Source organism: Arthrobacter sp. BE255, from assembly GCF_031457335.1.
In the GTDB taxonomy this organism is placed as follows: domain Bacteria; phylum Actinomycetota; class Actinomycetes; order Actinomycetales; family Micrococcaceae; genus Arthrobacter.
Genome location: NZ_JAVDWK010000001.1, coordinates 301,362 through 322,474 on the forward strand (window position 1 = coordinate 301,362; position 21,113 = coordinate 322,474).

Below are 21,113 nucleotides of genomic sequence, written 5' to 3' on the forward strand. Positions count from 1 at the left end.
GGGTGTGGGCGAGGTCTCAACGGAAGTACATCCTTCCTGTGGCATATTTGATGGATGGCAGAATTCAGGCAGTCCACCAAGCTTCACAACGTCCTTTACGACATCCGTGGACCGATTCTTCAGGCCGCCCAGCAAATGGAGGCGGAGGGTCACCGGATCCTCAAACTGAACATCGGAAACCCCGCACCTTTTGGATTCGAAGCCCCCGACGCCATCCTGGTGGACATGATCCGCCACCTGCCGCATGCCCAGGGGTACAGCGACTCCCGCGGCATCTTCTCCGCCCGCACCGCCGTCTCGCAGTATTACCAGACGCGCGGCATCCAGAACATCCACGTTGACGACATCTACCTCGGAAACGGCGTCAGCGAGCTCATCACCATGTCGCTCATGGCGTTGCTTGACGACGGCGACGAGGTCCTCATTCCCACGCCGGACTACCCGCTCTGGACGGCTTCCGTGGCCCTCGCCAGCGGCAAGCCCGTGCACTACCTCTGCGACGAGGAGTCCGGCTGGCAGCCCGACCTTGAAGACATGGAAGCCAAGATCACGCCCCGCACCAAGGGCATCGTGGTGATCAACCCGAACAATCCCACGGGCGCCGTTTATCCCGAAGAAACCCTCAAGAAGATCGTTGCCCTTGCCGAGAAGCACGGGTTGGTCCTTTTCGCCGATGAAATCTACGAAAAGATCCTGTACGAGGACGCCGTCCACGTGAACCTGGCAGGGCTGACCGGCGACGACGTCCTCTGCCTCACCTTCAGCGGGCTCTCCAAGGCCTACCGCGTCTGCGGCTACCGCGCGGGCTGGATGGCCATTTCCGGACCCAAAAAGGAAGCCGCCGATTACCTGGAGGGCATCAACCTGCTGGCCAACATGCGGCTGTGCGCCAACGTGCCCGCCCAGCACGCCATCCAGACAGCGTTGGGCGGGTACCAGAGCATCAACGACCTCATCCTTCCCGGCGGAAGGCTGCTGGAACAGCGCAACAAGGCCTACGACATGTTGAACGCCATTCCCGGAGTCAGCACGCAGCAGGCAAGGGGCGCGCTCTACCTCTTCCCCCGGCTGGACCCCGAGGTCTACCACATCCGCGATGACGAAAAATTCGTGCTGGACCTGCTGCGGGAGCAGAAGATCCTGGTTTCCCACGGTCGCGCCTTCAACTGGGTGCGCCCGGACCACTTCCGGATGGTCACGCTGCCCAACGTCAAGGACATCGAAGAGGCCGTGGGACGCATGGGGGACTTCCTAAGCAGGTACCAGGGGAACTAGCCTGTCCTCACGCGCCCATCCCGCGCGTGAACTGCGGACAAAGGATCCCCATGGCCGGCCTGGTTAAGTTCAAGCAGCATCCGACGAAGACGCTGAAGGCCGGAGGCAGCTTCAACCTGGCGGATGTCGACCCCGACTCCACGCCCGGATTTACCGGCAACAAGGCCGACGGCAAAGCCTTGCTGGCGGACCTGGACAGCAAACTCGCCGAGCTGCAGGAGAAGCTGTTCGCGGAGTCCCGCTTCGGCGGGACGAAGCGGATCCTGCTGATCCTGCAGGCGATGGACACCGCAGGCAAAGGCGGCATCGTCAAGCACGTCATGGCCGCCATGGATCCCCAGGGCGTCCAGTTCAAGGCGTTCAAGGCCCCTACCGAGGAGGAAAAATCCTATGACTTCCTCTGGCGGATCGAAAAGGAAGTCCCGGCGGCCGGCATGGTGGGCGTTTTTGACCGCTCCCACTATGAGGACGTCCTCATCCACCGCGTGCACGGCTGGGCGGCCCCGGAGGAGCTGAAACGACGGTACGGTGCCATCAATGAGTTCGAGGCCAGGCTCACCGGCTCCGGCACGAAGATCGTCAAAGTCATGCTCAACATCAGCAAGGACGAACAGAAGGCACGCCTCCTGGCACGCCTGGACGAGCCCGCCAAAAACTGGAAGTACAGCAGGGGAGACCTGACGGAGCGTGCCTTCTGGGACGACTACATGGCCGCCTACCAGGCAGTTTTCGACAACACCAACACCGACGAAGCCCCGTGGCACGTGGTCCCGGCCAACAAAAAGTGGTTTGCCCGGATCGCCGTCCAGCAGCTGGTCCTCGGTGCGCTGACTGACCTGAAGCTGGAGTGGCCCAAGGCAGACTTCGACGTCGGTGTGGAGCGGGAGCTCGTCGCCAGGTCCTGAACGGGCGTTTAGAGGGGTTGGTCCCGGGACGCCGCCAGGCGCTTCCTGGCGCCTTCGAGCCACTCCTCGCAGCGTTTGGCCAGGGCTTCGCCGCGTTCCCAGAGGGCCAGTGATTCCTCAAGGCTTGCCCCTCCGGCCTCCAGCTTGCCCACTACGCCGATGAGCTGCTCGCGGGCTTCCTCATAGCTCAGCGCGTCGATTTCCGGATCAGGCTTTGTCTCGGGCATGTGCTTCTCCTTGTTGAATTTCCCCTGTGGATGTGGCCCCAAAGAGGCCATGGGCGACCCGCACGGACAACGCGGTTCCGGACGGCGCCTCCGACGGGTCACGGACTACGGCATGGCCGGCGACTTCGGTTGCCCGGGCCGGCCGGCCGTTGGCAAGTTCCACCACCGCATAGCCGCGGTCGAGGGTTTTTTGCGGCGAAAGCGCCCGCACCTGGGCCTGCAGATGGACCAGCTGGTCGGCGGCACGCACCACCAGTGAGCTGACCGCCGCGGACGACCGGCGCAGCAGGCGCTCGATCTCCTCGGAGCGGCCGGTCACCATGGTTTCCGGCGCCGACAGGACCGGGCGGGACTGCAGGGCGTGCAGGCGGTCGGTCTCCCGGTCCACCAGCCGGCTGATGCACCGGCGGAGATGCTCCCGGGCCTGGCGGACGCCGGCCAGTTCCTCAGCGACATCCGGAACTATCCGCTTGGCAGCGTCGGTAGGCGTTGATGCCCTCAGGTCGGCGACGTCGTCGAGCAGTGGCCGGTCCGCTTCGTGGCCGATGGCGCTGACCACGGGTGTCACCGCGGCGGCGACAGCCCGGACCAGCTCTTCGCTGTTGAACGGCAGCAGGTCCTCCAGGGCGCCGCCGCCCCTGGCGATGACAATGACGTCAACGTCCGGACGGGAATCGAGCTCGCGAAGTGCCCGGACGATCTGGGACACGGCGGTGTTGCCCTGGACGGCCACCTCGCGGACCTCAAATTCCACGGCCGGCCACCGAAGCGCCGCATTCTGCAGGACGTCCTTCTTGGCATCGGAATCCCGCCCGGTGATGAGGCCGATGCGGTGCGGCAGCAGGGGCAGGGGTTTCTTGCGGGAGTCGGCAAACAGGCCCTCGGCTGCGAGGGCCTGCCTGAGGCGTTCGATCCGCGCCAGCAGGTCGCCAAGCCCTACCGGCCTGATGTCCCTGACCTGCATGTTGAGGCGGCCGGTCTTCAGCCAGAACTCCGGCTTGAGCAGGGCGACCACCCGTGATCCACGCTCCAGCGGCATGTTCTGGCGGTCCAGTACTTTGGTCCAGACGGAGGCAGGAAGGGAAACCTCCGCGTCCACATCGCGCAGCGTCAAATAGGCATTGCCGCCGCGGCGGTTCATTTCGATGACCTGGCCCTCGACCCACGCCGACGGCGTCCGGTCGATGTGTGCCTTGAGTTTCTGGGACAGCAGCTGCAATGGCCAGGGATTGTCCGGACTGGTTTCAGCGGCCGTCGCAGGCAGCGTGCTGGCAGCAGTGTCCGGCAGGGCAGCCTGATCAGGCATGCGCCCTGCCCCGGGAAGCTGTGGCTGGCGGCATGGCGGTCCTTTGCTAGGCAGATGGTGGCTCGTGGTTGAATGGCGGCTGTCATTCAACCTTATCCATAAGCTCTATCACCGGAGGCGGACATTCAATGTCCAGCCTCCATGCGTAGGATGGCTCCCCAGCCTCCCACCAGTTAGGACCTGCTTTGCGCACCTTCGTTTCAGCCGTGGCCCTCATCATCGGCGTCCTGCTGACCGCCGTCGCCGTCCCTGCGATCTGGATTGACCGCAGTGTGGTGCAGGAGGACGGCTTTGTGGAGCTGTCGGGACCGCTGGGCCAGGACGCCGACTTCCAGCAGCGGCTCGCAGCCGCAGCTGTGGGAACCATCGACACAGGGGCCATCCCGGATGCCCTGGCAGACGTCGTCCGGCCGGTGATCGAAGCGGCGGCCGGTTCCCTGACCGGACTGCCCGGATACCCGGCGGCTTGGGAGGAGACGCTCAGGAAGAGCCATCGGCTAACCTTCGCCGACCCCGCGTCGCCGCCGGCCGCGGACTCATCCACGTCGCTCACCTTGGATGTGGCGCCACTGGTGGCGCTGGCGACGGAGGAACTTGCACGCACGAGCGGCCTGCCGCTGGAAGCGCCGGAGCAGACGCTGATCAACGTTGGGCAGCCGGAGCACCGGCAATGGATCGAACGGGTGTCCGCGTACGCGCCGCTGGGCTACTCACTGGCGATCGGCGCCGGGATTGCCCTGGCGCTTGCCTTGGTGGCCGCGCGCCGGCGCTGGACGGTGGTTTTCAGCGCAGGCGTTGGGGCGCTTCTTCTGGCCGCACTGTGGACCTATGGTTCGCAAGTGGCGTGGGACGCCGTCGTGGGGACGGCCAGCGGCAACGAGGTTGCCGACATGTTCAAGGATGCTTTTGCGGCGGCGGCGTCCGGGAGCTTCCAGTCCTGGACGGCCGGGGCCGCGGTTGCCGGCGGTGTGCTTCTCGCGGCCGGCCTTGTGACAGGGATCGCTTCGCGGGGGCGCCGGGCCCTCAGCCGGTAGCATGGAGAAATGACTTCCTCCGCTGTTTCCCTCTCGATGCCAACCGTCCCGCGAAGGCGGCGCTCTCCTGAGGAAGTATCCGCCGCTGCGCCGGTGACCGGCCCCAAGAAGGTCCTGCTCGCTGCCCCCCGCGGCTATTGCGCCGGGGTGGACAGGGCTGTGATAGCGGTCGAAAAGGCCCTGGAGCACTACGGCCCGCCGGTGTATGTGCGTAAGCAGATCGTGCACAACGTCCATGTCGTGAGCTCGCTCGAGGAACAGGGCGCCATTTTCGTGGACGAAACCGACGAGGTGCCCGAAGGCGCCCTGGTCATTTTCTCCGCCCACGGTGTATCGCCCGCAGTGGTCCAGTCCGCAGAGGACCGCGGACTGCGCACCATCGATGCCACATGCCCGCTGGTGACAAAGGTCCACAAGGAAGCCGTCCGGTTCGCCAAGGACGACTTCGACATCCTCCTCATCGGCCACGACGGCCATGAGGAAGTTGAGGGCACCGCGGGCGAAGCCCCGGAACACATCCAGATCATCAACGGCCCGCATGAAGTGGACAAGGTAACAGTCCGCGACCCCGAAAAGGTCATCTGGCTGTCCCAGACCACCCTGAGCGTCGACGAGACCATGGAGACCGTCCGGCTTCTCAAGGAACGGTTCCCCACCCTCCAGGATCCGCCCAGCGACGACATCTGCTACGCCACCACCAACCGGCAGGTGGCCATTAAGAAGATCTCGCCCCAGGCGGACCTGGTCATTGTCGTGGGTTCGGCCAACTCCTCGAATTCAGTCCGCCTGGTGGAGGTCGCCCTGGAGTACGGCGCCAAGGCCTCCTACCGCGTGGACTTTGCCAACGAAGTGGACGAGTCATGGTTTGAAGGCGTGGCCACTGTCGGCGTCACCTCCGGCGCCTCCGTACCCGAGGTCCTTGTCAAGGATGTCCTGCGGCTGCTCGCCGACTATGGCTACGGTGCCGTCGAAGAGGTTGTCACGGCCGAGGAAGACCTGCTGTTCTCCTTGCCCAAGGAGCTCCGCGCAACACTCAAGGAAGCCGGCGACGTCAGCCGCGCGCTCGGCGGACGCCGGCCGCGCGACTGACCAGTCCAGCCAGCGTCAGGCAGCCGCCTCGTCCTGCTGAAGCTCCGGCGCCGCGAGTGAGCGCGGCGTCACTTCCAGGGCAGGCGGCGTGACCAGACCGGATCCGTCCATGGCGTTGAGCTTCCGGGCGGTCGGCAGGATCCGCGCCTCAAGCGTGCCGATCATCGAGTTGTAGCGGTCCACTGAGGACTTCAGCGACGATCCCAGCTTGGCCACGTTGTCGCCCAGGGTTCCCATCCGTTCGTACAGCTGGCGGGCGAGCTCGAACAGTTCGCGGGCGCTGTCCGTCAGCACATCCTGGCGCCAGGTGAAGGCCACCGATTTCAGCACTGCAAGCAGCGTGCTCGGCGAAGCCAGGACCACATTCCTGGACAAGGCATGGTCCAGGAGCGTCGCGTCCGCCATGAGCGCCGCCGCCAGGATCGATTCAGCCGGAAGGAAACAGATCACCAGTTCGGGCGTATTCCCGGGAATGTCCCAGTACTTTTTACTGCTGAGGGCGTCCACGTGGGCGCGCAGGGCTTTTGCGTGAGCGGCCAGCAGGGTCTGCTGCGAGTTTTCCGCGTGGTGGCTGTTGTGTTCCATGCCTGATCCGGAACCAAGTTCCTGGGCGGCGAGGTAGGAGGACAACGGCACCTTAGCGTCCACCACCAGCTGCTTTTCCCCGGGCAGCTGGACCACGAGGTCGGGGCGGATCGTGGAGTCCACTCCGGAACTGTGGACCTGCTCCAGGAAATCCACGTGCTTGAGCATCCCTGATGCCTCCACCACGCGGCGCAGCTGAACCTCGCCCCACTGCCCCCGGGCGCTGTTGGAGCGGAGGGCAGACTCGAGGGCGTGCGTGGAGCGGATCAGTTGGGCGTCGGACAGCCGGGCTTCCTGGAGCTGCTGTGCCAGCTGCCCGTACTGCTCGAGGCGGTCACGCTCCAGCAGTGCCACCTGCTGCTGCACGGCAGTCAGTTTTTCCGCCACCGGCGCGAGCGCACGCAGCACATTGCCGTCCTGGCTGCGCGAGTCGCCCAGCTCCCGGTTCTGGATGCTGAGGAGCCGCCGCTCGGCGTCGGCGGCCGCGAACTGGGCGCTGACCTCGGAAAGGCGGGACGAGACGGCGTCGAAATCCTCCTCCAGCGCGCGTGCGCGTTGGCGGAACGAAAAGTAGGTGGCGGCGGCACCGGCAAAGGCGCCCACCAGAAGCATCAACAGGGCAAGAATCAGGGCGAAAGCATCCATATCCTCACTTTGGCATGCCCCTGTGACAATTTAGGGCAGCGCCAATCCGGCGGGCACTATGTCCGCACGGTCCGGCGGGCCTCCAAGGGTGGCCGCTGGAAGGTTCCCGGCCTGCTGCGGGTAGAATCAATGCTCGTGGCTCTTACTATTGGCATCGTCGGACTGCCCAACGTCGGCAAATCAACTCTCTTCAACGCACTGACCCGCAACCAGGTGCTCGCAGCGAACTATCCGTTCGCTACGATCGAGCCCAATGTCGGCGTCGTGAACCTGCCGGACCCGCGGCTGAAGCAGCTCGCGGAGATCTTCGGCTCGCAGCGCCTGTTGCCCGCGCCGGTGTCCTTCGTAGACATCGCCGGAATCGTCAAGGGCGCGTCGGAGGGTGAAGGCCTGGGCAACAAGTTCCTTGCCAACATCCGTGAGGCCGAGGCCATCGCCCAGGTGGTCCGGGTGTTTGATGATCCCGACGTCATCCACGTCGACGGCAAGGTGGATCCGCGCTCGGACATGGAAACCATCAACACCGAGCTGATCCTGGCAGACCTCCAGACGATCGAAAACGCCATTCCCCGGATCGAAAAAGAAGTCAAGATCAAGAAGCGGGAAGCCGCCGAGCTGGCAGCCATCAAGGCTGCGCAGGCGGTCCTGGAGCGCGGCGACACGATCTTCGCGTCCATCAAAAGCGACAAGCTGGAAATGGAACACCTCAAGGAGCTCAGCCTCCTGACGGCCAAGCCGTTCATTTACGTCTTCAACGCTGACGAAGGCATCCTGGGCAGCCCGGAAAAGCAGGAAGAGCTGCGGGCCATGGTGGCGCCCGCGGACTCCGTCTTCCTCGATGCGAAGCTCGAGTCCGACCTCGTGGAACTGGACGAGGAAGAAGCACGGGAAATGCTGGAAATGAACGGCCAGGACGAGTCCGGCCTGGACCAGCTGGCCCGCGTGGGCTTCCACACGCTGGGCCTGCAGACCTACCTCACGGCCGGTCCCAAGGAAACACGTGCGTGGACCATCCATCAGGGAGACACGGCCCCGCAGGCGGCGGGCGTCATCCACACGGACTTCCAGCGCGGCTTCATCAAGGCCGAAGTAGTTTCCTTCAACGACCTGATCGAGGCCGGATCCATGGCCGAGGCCAAGTCCCGCGGCAAGGTCCGCATTGAAGGCAAGGAATATGTGATGGCCGACGGCGACGTCGTGGAGTTCCGCTTCAACGTCTAGTCACGCAGCTGCCCGGTTCAATGAACCGGGCAGCTTTTTTGGTGCTGGCCCCGCACCATACGAAGTATCCTTGCTGAAGGACAGTGGACGTGATCCTGGCGACTCCAGGGCCCCTCCGGCAGAGGGAACACATAAGGAGAGACGGCATGCCTCTCAGGCGTCTGGTCAAGCTCATCAGCGGCGCAGCGGCGGCGGCCCTGCTTCTTGCGGCCTGCTCCAGCGGCGGGGGAGCCGCACCCATAGTGGTGGGCGAGGCGAAACGCGGTGGCAGTGCCACGGTGGCCGAAGTCAACACGCTCTCTTCCTTCAACCCGTTCAGCACGGACGGCAACACGGACATTAATTCGAAGGTCTGGTACGCCACACACTCCGGCTTCTACTACGTGGACGACTCCGCACGGGTGGTCCGGAACGAAAAATTCGGCCGGTATGAAAAGGTCTCCGACCAGCCGCTGAAGGTGAAATACACGGTCAATGACGGCGTGAAATGGTCCGACGGAGAGGCCGTTGATGCCGGGGACCTTGTGCTGGCCTGGGCCGCAGGATCCGGCTTCTTTGACGACGCAGACGCCGCTGCAGGGACGGGAACCAAGTACTTCTCGGCAGCATCGGACACGAGCGGCCTGGCCACCACCGTCTTTCCCGAAATCGGGGGAGATGGCCGCTCCATCACGCTGGAGTACGGATCGCCCTACGCCGACTGGGAAGTAGCCTTCGACGTCGGCCTCCCGGCCCACGTGGTGGCTGCCAAGGCCGGGCTGAACGACGAAGACGACCTCATTGAGCTGCTGCGCGATGCGCCACGCGGTGACGCGAAAAAACCAGTGCTGAATACAGACCTGCAGGTGGTCAGCAACTTCTGGAACTCCGGATTCGACGCGAAGACGCTGCCAGGGGATCCTGCGGTGTATCTTTCGAACGGGCCGTATCTCGTGCGGGATATCGTCCCGGAAACGTCGGTGACGCTGGTGCGGAACAAGGACTACGTGTGGGGTCCGGAACCCTACTTGGACGACATCACCATAACGTTCTCGGGTGCGGTGCCGGCTGCCGTGGACGCGCTCAAGACTGGCCGGGCCGACATCATCTCGCCCCAGCCTTCCGCAGGCTCCGAGGTTTTGTTCAGCGGACTGGAGGCGCAGGGGATCACTGTGCAGCGGTACAGCCAGTCGGGATATGACCATCTCGACCTGAACTTTGCCGGTCCGTTCGCCGACCGCAGGATCCGCGAGGCGTTCCTGAAGACGGTCCCGCGGCAGGACATCGTGGGAGAAATCGTCGGCGACCTTATTCCCGACGCAAAACCCCTGGACTCCCACGTCTTCCTTCCGTCCCACCCCAAATACGCCGACACCGTGAAGGACAACGGTTCCAAAGACTACGCGGACGTGGACATCGATGGTGCCGCGTCGCTCCTGGACGGGACGACACCCACCATCCGGATCCTGTACAACCGGGACAATCCCAACCGTGTGCGGGCCTTTGAACTCATCCGGGATTCGGCGGCCCTCGCCGGATTCCGTGTCCTGGACGCCGGGCAGGGCAGCGCCGATTGGGCCAAGGCCCTCGGCGGCGGAACATACGACGCCGCCATCCTGGGCTGGATCAGCACCGGCGTGGGCGTCGGCCGCGTCCCGCAGATTTTCCGGACCGGGGCGGGCAGCAATTTCAGTGGCTATTCCGACGGCGATGCGGACAGGATGATGGAACAACTGTCCACCACCACGGACCTGGCCAAACAGGACGAGCTGATGGCCGACATCGACAAACGCGTGTGGGAAAGCGACTACGGCCTGCCCCTGTACCAGACCACGGGAACCACCGCTGTTGCGGGGCGCATCGCCGGCGTGAAGCCCAGCGGCGGGCCACTGGGCGTCTGGTGGAACGTGTGGGAGTGGCGCCAGAACTGAGGCGCCTGGCCGCCTCCACAGCGGCTATGGGGGAGATATCAGGGCCGATTCGCCGTCGCCCCTACCTGCGAGTAGCATGTGACTTGCACAACTTCCGCGACCCGGCTAGCTAATGATCATTAACCGGTTACGGTTTGGCAACGGAGTACCAGTATTTGGACTCTGTGCGGTTAGGCTACTCGTATATGTAGTCTGCGTCACACTGGAAAACTGTGGGCAGGCTGCGGGGAAGCAAAAGATTTCCCCTGAATATCTCTTACAACTCATAGGAGGCGGAATGCGTTTGACGCGCACTTCCAAAGCACTGGGCATCGTGGCCATCGCCGCGCTCGCCCTGACCGGCTGCGGCGCTGGAGGCGGCAGCAATGACGGTGCCAGCCAATCCGCTGGCGACCCCAACAAGGTCATCACGGCGTACAGCAACGAACCACAAAATCCGTTGCTGCCTGCAAACACCAACGAAGTTTACGGCGGCCGGGTTGTTGAGCTGCTCTTCGAGGGTCTTCGCAGCTATGACGCCGACGGTAAGCCGGTCAACGCCATGGCAGAGTCCATTGAGTCGCCGGACGCCCAGAACTGGACAATCAAGGTCAAGCAGGGCCAGAAGTTCACCAACGGCGAAGCGATCACCGCCAAGACGTTCGTTGACTCGTGGAACTTCGCTGCGAACTCCAAGAACCTCCAGAACAATGGATTCTTCTTCGAGTCCATCGAGGGCTATGCAGACGTCTCTGCAGTGACCACCGAGAAGTCTGCCGATGGCAAGACCACCACCACTCCGGCTCCTACGGCCGAAACCATGTCCGGCCTGAAGGCCACAGATGATTCCACCCTCACTGTGAAGCTGGCACAGCCGGAGGCTGACTGGTCGCTGCGCCTTGGCTACTCAGCCTTCTTCCCGCTGCCTTCCGCCGCTCTGAAGGATCCGAAGACCTACGGCGAAAACCCGGTCGGCAACGGTCCGTACAAGTTCGAAAAGACCGGCTCATGGGTCCATGACCAGTCGATTTCCCTCGTAAAGAACGCTGACTACAGCGGTCCCCGCGCTGCAAAGAACGGTGGCGTGAGCTTCAAGTTCTACACCGATCCGGGCCCCGCATACACGGACCTTCAGGCCAACAACCTGGACATCACCGATGTGCTCCCGTCCAACGCACTGAAGACTTACGTCACGGATTTCCCGGACCGGAACTCCACCAAGCCGGTTGCCACCGACTCCACACTGAACATCCCGGGCTACAACCCGAACTTCCAGGGTGAAGCCGGAAAGCTGCGCCGCCAGGCCCTGTCTTACGCCATCAACCGTGAAGAAATCGCCAAGGTGGTCTTCAACGGAACCCGCACTCCGGCAAAGGCCTTCGCCCCGCCGGTCATCGATGGTTTCAAAGACAACATCCCCGGCAGCGAAGTCCTGAAGTTTGACGCCGCCAAAGCCAAGGACCTCTGGGCTCAGGCCGAGAAGATCCAGCCGTACGACGGTTCCAAGCCGCTCCAGATTGCCTCGAACACCGACGGCGGCAACAAGGAATGGATTGACGCCGTGGCCAACGGATTCAAGAACAACCTCGGCATCCAGGCTGAAATCCAGCCTTTCGCCAAGTTCGCTGAAGTACTCAACCTGCGCAAGTCCCAGTCCCTCCCGGGCCTGACCCGCGCTGGTTGGCAGGGCGACTACCCGTCGCTCTACAACTTCCTCGGACCGGTTTGGGCAACGGGCGCATCCTCCAACTACGAGAAGTACTCGAACCCCGAGTTCGACAAGCTGCTCCAGGAGGGCCTCGCTGCGAAGTCCACCACTGAGGCGAACGATAAGTTCAACAAGGCCCAGGAGATCCTCTTCAAGGACCTGCCCGGCCTGCCGCTCTGGGACCAGGCACGCGCGATCGTATGGAGTGAAAACGTTGTGAAGGCCGAGACCGGCTGGAATGGCGGAATCCTCTACTACAACATCACGGCCAAGTAGCCACCAGGATCTAACTTGCCGCCAGGCTTATGGGGGTCCGGCCAAAAGCCGGGCCCCCATTTCTCCTGTACGGCAGGAAGGCACAAATGAACCCCCTCTCTTCGCTCCTCGAAGGCTGGTGATCCAGTGGTCCGCTTTATCCTTCGCAGGCTCCTTCAGGCAATCCCCGTCTTCCTTGGCACCACCCTTTTGGTCTACTACATGGTCTTCGCCCTTCCCGGCGACCCCATTGCGGCCCTCTTCGGTGACCGCCAGCCACCGCAGGCTGTCATCGACACATTGCGCAGCCAATACCACCTGGATGAACCGTTCTGGGTCCAGTACGGCCTCTTCCTTCAGAACATATTTACTTTCAATCTCGGCAACGACTTCACGGGCCAGCCGATCTCGGCGTCCCTTGCACGGGTCTTTCCGGTAACGGCGATGCTGGCCTTGGAGGCGCTGGTTATCCAAACCGTTTTCGGAGTGGCCTTTGGTGTCTTTGCCGGCCTGCGTCGCGGTGGCTGGTTCGATTCCACCGTGCTGGTGGCCTCGCTCGTGGTCATCGCTGTTCCCACCTTCGTTCTCGGCTTTGTCTTCCAGTTGGTCTTCGGAGTCCAATTGGGCTGGGCTAAACCAACAGTCGGCGCTAATGCTGATTGGGGAAATTTGTTGCTGCCGGCAACGGTGCTTGGCCTCGTGTCATTCGCATATGTACTTCGTCTGACGCGTGCTTCCGTTAGCGAGAGCATGAATGCCGACTATGTGCGGACCGCTACCGCCAAGGGTCTGTCCCGGCCCCGCGTTGTGCTGGCACATATCCTGCGCAACTCCCTGATTCCCGTCGTGACGTTCCTTGGAGCAGACCTTGGCGGTCTGATGGGCGGTGCGATTGTCACGGAAGCCATCTTCAACGTTCCAGGCGTAGGCAACAAGCTCTATCAGGCCACTTTGCGGACTGAGGGCCCCACCATTGTTTCCATCGTCAGTGTGCTGGTGCTGGTGTTTGTGGTTGCCAACCTGCTTGTTGATCTCCTGTACGCCTGGCTGGACCCGAGGATTCGTTATGACCAGTAGAGACATTCACTTTGTGGCGCCCATCGACGAGACGCCGCTTCAGGCAACGGATGCCCTGACAACGGATCAGGCACCGCTGAGTCTTTGGGCTGACGCCTGGCGCAAGCTTCGTCGTCGTCCTTTGTTCATCATTTCGTCGCTTTTGATCCTGGCTTTGATCATCATCGCGTTGTTCCCCGGCCTCCTGTCGACGGTCCCGCCTAACGACGACTGCCAACTCGGCAATTCCGAGGCCGGTCCCACGGGCGGACACCCCTTCGGCTTCACCTTCCAGGGCTGCGACATCTACTCGAGGGTTGTCCACGGAACACAGGCTTCACTTTCTGTAGGCGTCCTTTCTGTGCTCTGCGTCGTGATCATCGGTGTGACGATTGGTGCCGTCGCGGGGTACTACGGCGGTTGGGTTGATTCAGTACTGGCTAGACTCGGTGATATTTTCTTCGCTTTGCCGTTGGTCCTTGGCGCCCTGGTTATCACCCAGCTGCCTGCCTTCCGGGACAACAAGAGTGTCTGGACTGTAGTGGTGATCATCGCCTTGTTGGCTTGGCCGCAAATGGCACGTATCGCTCGTGGCGCTGTCATCGAAGTCCGGAATGCTGATTTTGTAACTGCCGCCCGCGCGCTGGGTGTATCGAAGGTGGGGGCGCTCTTGCGCCATGTCCTGCCGAACGCCCTGGCGCCGATCATCGTCCTTGCGACTTTGGATTTGGGCATCTTCATTGTTCTGGAAGCCACTTTGTCATTCCTGGGCATTGGGTTGCCGCAAAGCATCATGTCCTGGGGCAACGACATTGCGGGCGCACAATCCTCCATTCGGACCAAGCCGGAGATCATGCTATATCCGGCGGCAGCCTTGTCCATCACGGTCCTGAGCTTCATCATGTTGGGTGACGCCGTGCGTGACGCCCTCGACCCGAAAAGCCGGCAGCGATGAGAGACAACAAGATGACAATTCCCGACGTTCACGTCGACGAAGCGGGCTATTCAGGAACGAAACCGCTCCTGGAAATCCGAGACCTGGCCATCACGTTCCAGTCCAGCAGTGGCGAGGTTCAGGCAGTTCGCAACGCCCACCTGACCATCATGCCCGGGGAAACCGTGGCCATCGTGGGGGAATCCGGATCGGGCAAATCCACCACGGCTTTAGCCGCAATCGGACTCCTCCCCAACAACGGCGCGGTGTCCGCCGGGCAAATCTTTCTTGATGGCGAGGATATCGCCCATGCCACCGAGAAACGGATGATCGAACTGCGTGGCAACACCATTGGCATGGTCCCGCAGGACCCCATGTCCAACCTGAACCCGGTGTGGAAGATCGGTTACCAGGTCAAGGAGACCCTTCGCGCGAACGGCCGGCCCAGCGGTCCGGACGACATCGCGAAGGTTCTGGCTCAGGCAGGACTTCCCGATGCCCATCGGCGGGCAAACCAGTACCCGCACGAGTTCTCCGGTGGCATGCGCCAGCGGGCACTTATCGCCATTGGGTTGTCCTGTCAGCCGCGGCTCCTGATCGCGGACGAGCCAACGTCGGCATTGGACGTCACGGTCCAGCGGCAGATCCTGGATCACCTGGACACTATGACTACCGAACTGGGTACCGCTGTGCTGCTCATCACCCATGATCTCGGGCTTGCCGCCGAGCGTGCGGACAAGGTTGTTGTCATGTACAAAGGGCAGGTAGTGGAAGCTGGACCTTCGCTCGCGTTGCTCCAGAATCCGCGGCACCCTTACACCAAACGGCTGGTTGAGTCCGCGCCATCACTGGCCAGCCGCCGGATCCAGGTCGCCAAGGAACAGGGCGTGGAAGCTTCTGATCTGCTCGCCCCTGATGCGGAGGTGGCCGCAACGGATCATGTCCTGGAGATCCGGGACTTGCGAAAGGTCTACAAGCTGCGGCAAGGACTGGGTAAATCGACGGATTTCGCAGCCGTGGACGGTGTCAGCTTCGACGTGGCGAGGGGGACCACCACTGCGATCGTGGGGGAGTCAGGCTCCGGCAAGTCCACCGTGGCAAAAATGGTCCTGCAGCTGGAGAAGCCGACGGACGGGAAGATCCTTTTCGACGGCGTCGACACGTCGGTGCTGAAAGCCTCGGAACTTTTCAAATTCCGGCGGCGGGTGCAACCGATTTTCCAGGATCCGTACGGTTCGTTGGACCCGATGTACAACATCTTCCGTACCATCGAGGAGCCGTTGCGCGTCCACAAGATCGGAGACAGGGCGAGCCGCGAGAAGAAGGTCCGCCAACTGCTCGACCAGGTGGCGCTCCCGCAATCAAGCATGCAGCGGTTCCCCAACGAGCTTTCGGGCGGGCAGCGCCAGCGCGTCGCAATCGCGCGGGCGCTCGCCCTGGACCCCGAGGTGATTATCTGCGACGAAGCGGTGTCCGCGCTCGACGTACTGGTACAGGCACAGGTGCTGAACCTGTTGGCTGACCTGCAGTCCAACCTGGGCCTCACTTACCTCTTCATCACGCATGACCTGGCCGTCGTGCGGCAGATCGCAGACCACGTCTGCGTCATGGAAAAAGGCAAGCTGGTTGAGACAGGCTCCACGGATGATGTCTTCGAGTCCCCGCAGCAGGAATACACCCAGGCGCTGCTCAACGCCATTCCGGGAGCGAAGCTGATGCTTCCGCCCGAGGTGGCCTGAGACGCAGTCAGCTGGTGGAGCCGGTGCCCTGTGGGCGCCGGCTCCACCCGTTTAAGGACTATTGGGGGTCGGTCACAAACTGTTCGGTGATGGTCGCGGAGCCTGCCGCGTCGCCCGTCGGAGCTGATATGCCCAGCTCGCGCAGCCTGCCTTCGAGGAGGGTGCCAAGGGACCGGCGGCCGGAGGCATTCATATGGACGGCGTCACTCAGGTCCTTGACGAGCCCGTACTTGGTCAGCCAGTCGCCGACGCCCACAAACCGCATGCCGTGCCGTGCTGCCACAGTTCCAAGCAGGGCATCGACCTGGCTGCGGCGGCCCCCGCCGTAGTTCGCTCCGCGCCCGAGCGTGCCGATCAGCACCTGCGGGACACCCGGATACCTCTGCTGGAGGGCTGCGATGAGGCGGTCAGCGTTGGCCACGATCTGTGCGTCAGTGGCACCCTTGCCGGCGTCGTTGCCGCCGCCCTGGATGACGATCAGCGGGGGAGTGCCGTAGGGCAGCATCCAGTCGCCCCGCTCCAGGGCATCAATGTAGTTCCCGGTCTTGCCGTTGGCAGCAACAAAGCCCGTGCCGCCCAGCCCACAGAAGTGGACCTTGTAACCGATTGCGGCCAGGCCAAGGCGGGGCCAGCCGTCCGCGGGCTCGGACTGGGAATCACCTATCAGGAGTGCCGTGCGGCTGATGTCGGGGACCACCACTTCGTCCCGGCCGCTGGCCGGATTCCGGTAAATGGTGCCGGCAGGAAGATTCGCGGGATCCACGCCCCGGGCCGCGTACCGTCCGGACGCGGGAGCCTGCACTGTGGAGGCAGCGGGGGGAGCAGGGGGCTGGCTGCAGCCGCAAAGGAGAACGCCCGCAGCGACTCCGGATGCGACGAAGCGGCGCAGAGCCGAGGCTTTTCGCATCAGTGGTTCTCCGGACGTGCTTGAAGTATCACAGCCATGATGGGCCATCAAGTCAAATAAAGCCAGTGATATTTCTCACAAAAAATGCGTGTCGTTGCGGTATCGCCAGAGGCCAGCCGCTGAAGACGGTCTGGAGTTTTTAGGCCAATAAATGACTCAGCGGCTAGAATGGGGGAAGGTGCCCTGTGCTAAGGGACTAATCCGTCGTGCGTTCCAGTTGGAAATGTTGCGATACCTTACAGCTGATCCACTGAATCGAGCCATTACGCATGTCTGAAACCACCACCAACACCGCGGTAGCCACTGCATCGCGCAGTGACCTGCGCAACGTCGCGATCGTGGCCCACGTTGACCACGGCAAGACCACGCTGGTCGACGCCATGCTCAAGCAGACCAACTCCTTTGCCGAGCACAACCACCTCGAAGACCGAGTGATGGACTCCGGTGACCTGGAGCGCGAAAAGGGCATCACCATCCTGGCCAAGAACACCACTGTGGCCTACAACGGACCGTCCTCCCAGGGCGAGACCATCACCATCAACGTGATCGACACCCCCGGCCACGCCGACTTCGGTGGCGAGGTCGAGCGCGGCCTTTCCATGGTTGACGGTGTTGTCCTGCTGGTTGACGCTTCCGAGGGCCCGCTGCCCCAGACCCGCTTCGTGCTGCGCAAGGCCCTGGCCGCGCACCTGCCCGTCATCCTGCTGGTCAACAAGACCGACCGCCCCGACGCCCGCATCGAGGAAGTCGTCCACGAGTCCATGGACCTGCTCCTGGGCCTCGCCTCCGACCTCGCCGACGAAGTTCCGGACCTGGACCTGGACAAGATCCTCAACGTTCCCGTTGTCTACGCAGCCGCCAAGGTAGGCCGCGCCTCCCTCGAGCAGCCGGCAGACGGCACTGCTCCGGAGAACGAAGACCTGGAGCCGCTGTTCAAGACCATCATTGAGCACATCCCGGCACCGACGTACAACCCGAACGGTGTCCTCCAGGCCCACGTCACCAACCTGGACGCCTCCCCGTTCCTGGGCCGCCTCGCGCTGCTGCGAATCTACAACGGCACCCTGCGCAAGGGCCAGACCGTTGCCTGGGCGCGTGCCAACGGTGAGCTCAAGAACGTCAAGATCACCGAACTCCTGGCCACCAAGGCACTGGAGCGCGTTCCGGCTGAGTCCGCCGGACCGGGCGAGATCGTCGCCGTCGCCGGTATCGAGGAGATCACCATCGGTGAGACCCTGACCGACGCCGAGAACCCGCAGCCGCTGCCGCTGATCACGGTGGACGATCCCGCGATCTCCATGACGATCGGTATCAACACCTCGCCGCTGGCCGGCAAGGTCAAGGGCGCCAAGGTCACCGCCCGCCAGGTGAAAGACCGCCTGGACAAGGAACTGATCGGTAACGTCTCCATCAAGGTTCTCCCCACTGAGCGTCCCGACGCCTGGGAAGTCCAGGGCCGTGGCGAGCTGGCACTGGCCATCCTCGTTGAGCAGATGCGCCGTGAAGGCTTCGAACTGACCGTTGGCAAGCCGCAGGTTGTCACCAGGACCGTCGACGGCAAGATCCACGAGCCGATGGAACACATGACCATCGACGTGCCGGAAGAATACCTTGGTGCCGTCACCCAGCTGATGGCAGCCCGCAAGGGCCGTATGACCAACATGGCCAACCACGGCACCGGCTGGTGCCGCATGGAGTTCATCGTTCCCGCCCGTGGCCTGATCGGCTTCCGTACCAAGTTCCTCACGGACACCCGCGGCGCCGGCATCGCGGCATCCATCTCCGAGGGCTACGAGCCCTGGGCCGGTCCGATCGAGTACCGCACCAACGGTTCGATGATCGCCGACCGCGCTGGTGTTGTGACGCCGTTCGCCATGATCAACCTGCAGGAACGTGGCTCCTTCTTCGTGAAGCCCACCTCCGAGGTCTACGAAGGCATGATCGTGGGCGAGAACTCCCGCGCCGACGACATGGACGTGAACATCACCAAGGAAAAGAAGCTCACCAACATGCGTGCCGCTTCGTCCGACACCTTCGAGAACCTGACGCCGCCGCGCGACCTGACCCTCGAAGAGTCACTCGAATTCGCCCGCGAGGACGAGTGCGTCGAGGTGACCCCGGAGTCCATCCGCATCCGCAAGGTCATCCTGGACACCAACGAGCGTGCCAAGGCCAACCGCGCCCGCGCGAAGGTCTAGTCACAAACAGCCCTTACTGAAACTGCCGGTACGGCAGGCGGGAACCCCGCCGTCGTACCGGCAGTTTTGTTTTAAGTCCGGTAGCCGCCTGCGCTCAGTCGCTGGTGCGCGCCGGGCGCCGCGGCGGGGCGGGCGGGACTTCCTTCGCCGCCACCACAAGCTCCAGGGGGATCACGACGTCGGCCTGCCGCGTACGCACGGTGCAGTCGCCGTCGTCAGCGTCCACCAGGTGGCCCAGCGCGTCAGTGAGGCCCCCGCCGGCGATCCGGTAGCGGACCACCACCCTGGTCCCGGGCGCGGCGGCTGCCAGAAACTCTTGGGGCGTAGGCTGGGTGGGTCTCACCACTTCATACTATGGGCCCCGCTAGGTTCGCAGGAACGGGCTGGGAGATAATAGGCTCAGAAGTCAAGAGTCCGGCCAGCGTGCCGGATGCAACTGCCGGCGGTCGCCGGAAACAACGTGGAGAGGCAAGGGACGTGACGTACGTAATCGCGCAGCCGTGTGTAGATGTCAAGGACAAGGCATGCATTGAGGAATGCCCGGTCGACTGCATCTATGAGGGTGAGCGTTCGCTGTACATCCATCCGGATGAGTGCGTCGACTGTGGTGCCTGCGAGCCGGTATGCCCGGTGGAGGCCATCTACTACGAAGACGACACCCCCGATGAGTGGGCGGACTACTACAAGGCAAACGTCGAATTCTTCGACGACCTCGGCTCGCCCGGCGGCGCCGCAAAGATCGGCAACACGGGCAAGGACCACCCGATGATCGCCGCCCTGCCCCCGCAGAACCAAGACCACTGAGCCGGGACGCCCCGGTGACCGCAGCGGTGAACAGTTTTGGCCTGAGCCTGCCCGACTACCCGTGGGAGGCCATGGCGCCGTACCTGGCCAGGGCTGCGGAGCACCCCGGCGGGGCCGTCAACCTCTCGATCGGCACTCCCGTTGACCCGACGCCCGCGCTGATCCAGGAGGCCCTCAAAGCCGCCGCGGACGCCCCCGGCTACCCGACCGTGCACGGCACCATCCCGCTGCGGGAAGCCATCGCCGCCTGGTTCGACCGGCGCCGCGGCGTTCCGGGCCTGGACCCCAAAAACATCATGCCCACCGTCGGTTCCAAGGAACTCGTTGCGTGGCTGCCCCTGCTGCTGGGACTCAAGCCGGGTGACGTCGTCGTCCGTCCCAAGGTGGCCTACCCGACCTACGACATCGGTGCCACCTTCGCCGGCGTCACGTCGGTCGCCACGGACAACCTCGATGAGCTGGATGAAACCACCCGCTCGAGGGTACGCCTGATCTGGGTGAATTCCCCGGGCAATCCCACCGGGAGCGTCAGGGACGTTGAATCCCTGCGGTCGCTGGTGGCGCAGGCCAGGGAACAGGGAGCCGTCGTCGCATCGGATGAATGCTACGCCGAGCTTGGCTGGGGCACCTGGGACGTCCAGCGCGGAGGCGAGCCCGTGCCCAGCATCCTGGACCCCCGCGTGGCAGGCGCGTCGCACGAGGGGCTGCTCGCCGTGTACTCCCTGAGCAAGCAATCCAACGTGGCCGGCTACCGGGCTGCCTTTGTGGCCGGCGATCCGGAAATCATGGCCAACCTGGTCAACAGCCGAAAGCACGCCGGCATGATCGTTCCCTATCCCGTACAGGAAGCCATGCGTGTGGCTTTGGGCGACGACGCACATGTTCTGGCCCAGAAGGATCTCTACCGCGGACGCAGGGAACGGCTGGTGCCGGCGCTGCAGCAGTTCGGGCTGGAGATCAAGGAATCCGAAGCGGGGCTGTACCTCTGGTCCAGTGCCGGCGAGGGCACCTGGGACACCGTGGGCCGCCTCGCGGACCGCGGGATTGTGGTGGGCCCGGGCGTTTTCTACGGCGAGGCCGGCAACGGGTTCGTCCGCGTGGCGCTGACAGCCACCGACGAACGGATCAACGCCGCGGTGTCGCGGCTCGCCGCAGCCGCGTAACAATCGTGTGACTCGCGCCACAACGGGGCCATTTTAGGGCATTTACGAACGTCGCCGATTAGTGACACCCGCCAAGGAGCGGTACTTTTTAAGTGACTATCAATGGTGGCTTTCTACAAGAAGGCAGCCCGGGTGTTGGATTCCTGGATGAACAGGGACGGTGCCACGGCTCA

At 63.4% G+C, this 21,113-nt stretch carries 18 protein-coding genes; 13 read left to right on the forward strand and 5 right to left on the reverse strand.

The window, feature by feature from the left end; all coding sequences use genetic code 11:
* The first annotated feature begins 54 nt into the window (after window positions 1-54).
* Window positions 55-1,275 (forward strand): pyridoxal phosphate-dependent aminotransferase, encoded by a 1,221-nt coding sequence (locus J2X42_RS01450; protein ID WP_310161440.1) that lies wholly within the window; start codon window positions 55-57, stop codon window positions 1,273-1,275.
* 50 nt (window positions 1,276-1,325) lie between these two features.
* Window positions 1,326-2,180, forward strand: coding sequence for a polyphosphate kinase 2 family protein (locus J2X42_RS01455; RefSeq protein ID WP_310161443.1), 855 nt, complete (start codon window positions 1,326-1,328; stop codon window positions 2,178-2,180).
* A gap of 8 nt (window positions 2,181-2,188) precedes the next feature.
* Here the strand turns inward: J2X42_RS01455 and J2X42_RS01460 are convergent, their stop codons facing one another.
* Together J2X42_RS01460 and xseA are read right to left on the reverse strand one after the other, a co-directional pair.
* Window positions 2,189-2,407: an exodeoxyribonuclease VII small subunit gene (locus J2X42_RS01460; protein ID WP_131131402.1), complete on the reverse strand. Its 219-nt coding sequence runs from the start codon at window positions 2,405-2,407 to the stop codon at window positions 2,189-2,191.
* Entirely contained in the window at window positions 2,388-3,713 is a 1,326-nt protein-coding gene (gene xseA, locus J2X42_RS01465) for an exodeoxyribonuclease VII large subunit (protein ID WP_310161444.1), read from the reverse strand. The genes J2X42_RS01460 and xseA overlap by 20 nt, the downstream gene beginning before the upstream one ends.
* A gap of 185 nt (window positions 3,714-3,898) precedes the next feature.
* Here xseA and J2X42_RS01470 point away from each other — a divergent pair, with 185 nt between their 5' ends.
* Window positions 3,899-4,747 (forward strand): hypothetical protein, encoded by an 849-nt coding sequence (locus J2X42_RS01470; protein ID WP_310161445.1) that lies wholly within the window; start codon window positions 3,899-3,901, stop codon window positions 4,745-4,747.
* Window positions 4,748-4,756: 9 nt separating this feature from the next.
* Window positions 4,757-5,836, forward strand: coding sequence for a 4-hydroxy-3-methylbut-2-enyl diphosphate reductase (locus J2X42_RS01475; protein ID WP_310161447.1), 1,080 nt, complete (start codon window positions 4,757-4,759; stop codon window positions 5,834-5,836).
* Window positions 5,837-5,851: 15 nt separating this feature from the next.
* On the opposite strand, the gene J2X42_RS01480 is transcribed toward J2X42_RS01475, so the two are convergent.
* Window positions 5,852-7,066: a DNA recombination protein RmuC gene (locus tag J2X42_RS01480; RefSeq protein WP_310161449.1), complete on the reverse strand. Its 1,215-nt coding sequence runs from the start codon at window positions 7,064-7,066 to the stop codon at window positions 5,852-5,854.
* Between the two features lie 135 nt (window positions 7,067-7,201).
* Here J2X42_RS01480 and ychF point away from each other — a divergent pair, with 135 nt between their 5' ends.
* The 6 genes from ychF (at window position 7,202) to J2X42_RS01510 (ending at window position 15,868) form a co-directional block, all read left to right on the forward strand.
* The gene (ychF, locus tag J2X42_RS01485) at window positions 7,202-8,287 is read left to right on the forward strand and encodes a redox-regulated ATPase YchF (protein ID WP_131131407.1); all 1,086 of its coding nucleotides are present in this window, start codon (window positions 7,202-7,204) and stop codon (window positions 8,285-8,287) included.
* Between the two features lie 146 nt (window positions 8,288-8,433).
* On the forward strand, window positions 8,434-10,197 hold the full coding sequence (locus J2X42_RS01490; protein ID WP_310161450.1) for an ABC transporter family substrate-binding protein: 1,764 nt from the start codon (window positions 8,434-8,436) through the stop codon (window positions 10,195-10,197).
* Window positions 10,198-10,474: 277 nt separating this feature from the next.
* Window positions 10,475-12,160, forward strand: coding sequence for an ABC transporter substrate-binding protein (locus tag J2X42_RS01495; RefSeq protein WP_310161451.1), 1,686 nt, complete (start codon window positions 10,475-10,477; stop codon window positions 12,158-12,160).
* 126 nt (window positions 12,161-12,286) lie between these two features.
* A complete protein-coding gene (locus J2X42_RS01500; RefSeq protein WP_310161454.1) occupies window positions 12,287-13,216 on the forward strand; it encodes an ABC transporter permease in 930 nt (309 codons plus the stop codon).
* Complete coding sequence (locus J2X42_RS01505) at window positions 13,206-14,150, forward strand: ABC transporter permease (RefSeq protein WP_310161456.1); 945 nt, start codon at window positions 13,206-13,208, stop codon at window positions 14,148-14,150. Before J2X42_RS01500 ends, J2X42_RS01505 begins: the two co-directional genes overlap by 11 nt.
* 11 nt (window positions 14,151-14,161) lie before the next feature.
* On the forward strand, window positions 14,162-15,868 hold the full coding sequence (locus tag J2X42_RS01510; RefSeq protein WP_310161457.1) for an ABC transporter ATP-binding protein: 1,707 nt from the start codon (window positions 14,162-14,164) through the stop codon (window positions 15,866-15,868).
* Between the two features lie 58 nt (window positions 15,869-15,926).
* On the opposite strand, the gene J2X42_RS01515 is transcribed toward J2X42_RS01510, so the two are convergent.
* Window positions 15,927-16,775, reverse strand: a complete 849-nt coding sequence (locus J2X42_RS01515) for an SGNH/GDSL hydrolase family protein (protein WP_310161459.1) — start codon at window positions 16,773-16,775, stop codon at window positions 15,927-15,929.
* Between the two features lie 269 nt (window positions 16,776-17,044).
* Between J2X42_RS01515 and typA the strand changes: the two genes are divergently transcribed.
* The gene (gene typA / locus J2X42_RS01520; RefSeq protein ID WP_310161460.1) at window positions 17,045-18,973 is read left to right on the forward strand and encodes a translational GTPase TypA; all 1,929 of its coding nucleotides are present in this window, start codon (window positions 17,045-17,047) and stop codon (window positions 18,971-18,973) included.
* Window positions 18,974-19,067: 94 nt separating this feature from the next.
* On the opposite strand, the gene J2X42_RS01525 is transcribed toward typA, so the two are convergent.
* Complete coding sequence (locus J2X42_RS01525) at window positions 19,068-19,319, reverse strand: hypothetical protein (RefSeq protein WP_310161462.1); 252 nt, start codon at window positions 19,317-19,319, stop codon at window positions 19,068-19,070.
* Window positions 19,320-19,450: 131 nt separating this feature from the next.
* Between J2X42_RS01525 and fdxA the strand changes: the two genes are divergently transcribed.
* Together fdxA and dapC are read left to right on the forward strand one after the other, a co-directional pair.
* Window positions 19,451-19,777 carry a ferredoxin gene (gene fdxA / locus J2X42_RS01530; protein ID WP_009356972.1) on the forward strand — a complete coding sequence of 109 codons (327 nt, stop codon included), beginning with the start codon at window positions 19,451-19,453 and terminating at the stop codon, window positions 19,775-19,777.
* A 14-nt stretch (window positions 19,778-19,791) separates the two neighbouring features.
* Window positions 19,792-20,940 (forward strand): succinyldiaminopimelate transaminase, encoded by a 1,149-nt coding sequence (gene dapC, locus J2X42_RS01535; RefSeq protein WP_310161469.1) that lies wholly within the window; start codon window positions 19,792-19,794, stop codon window positions 20,938-20,940.
* The last annotated feature ends 173 nt before the right edge of the window (window positions 20,941-21,113 follow it).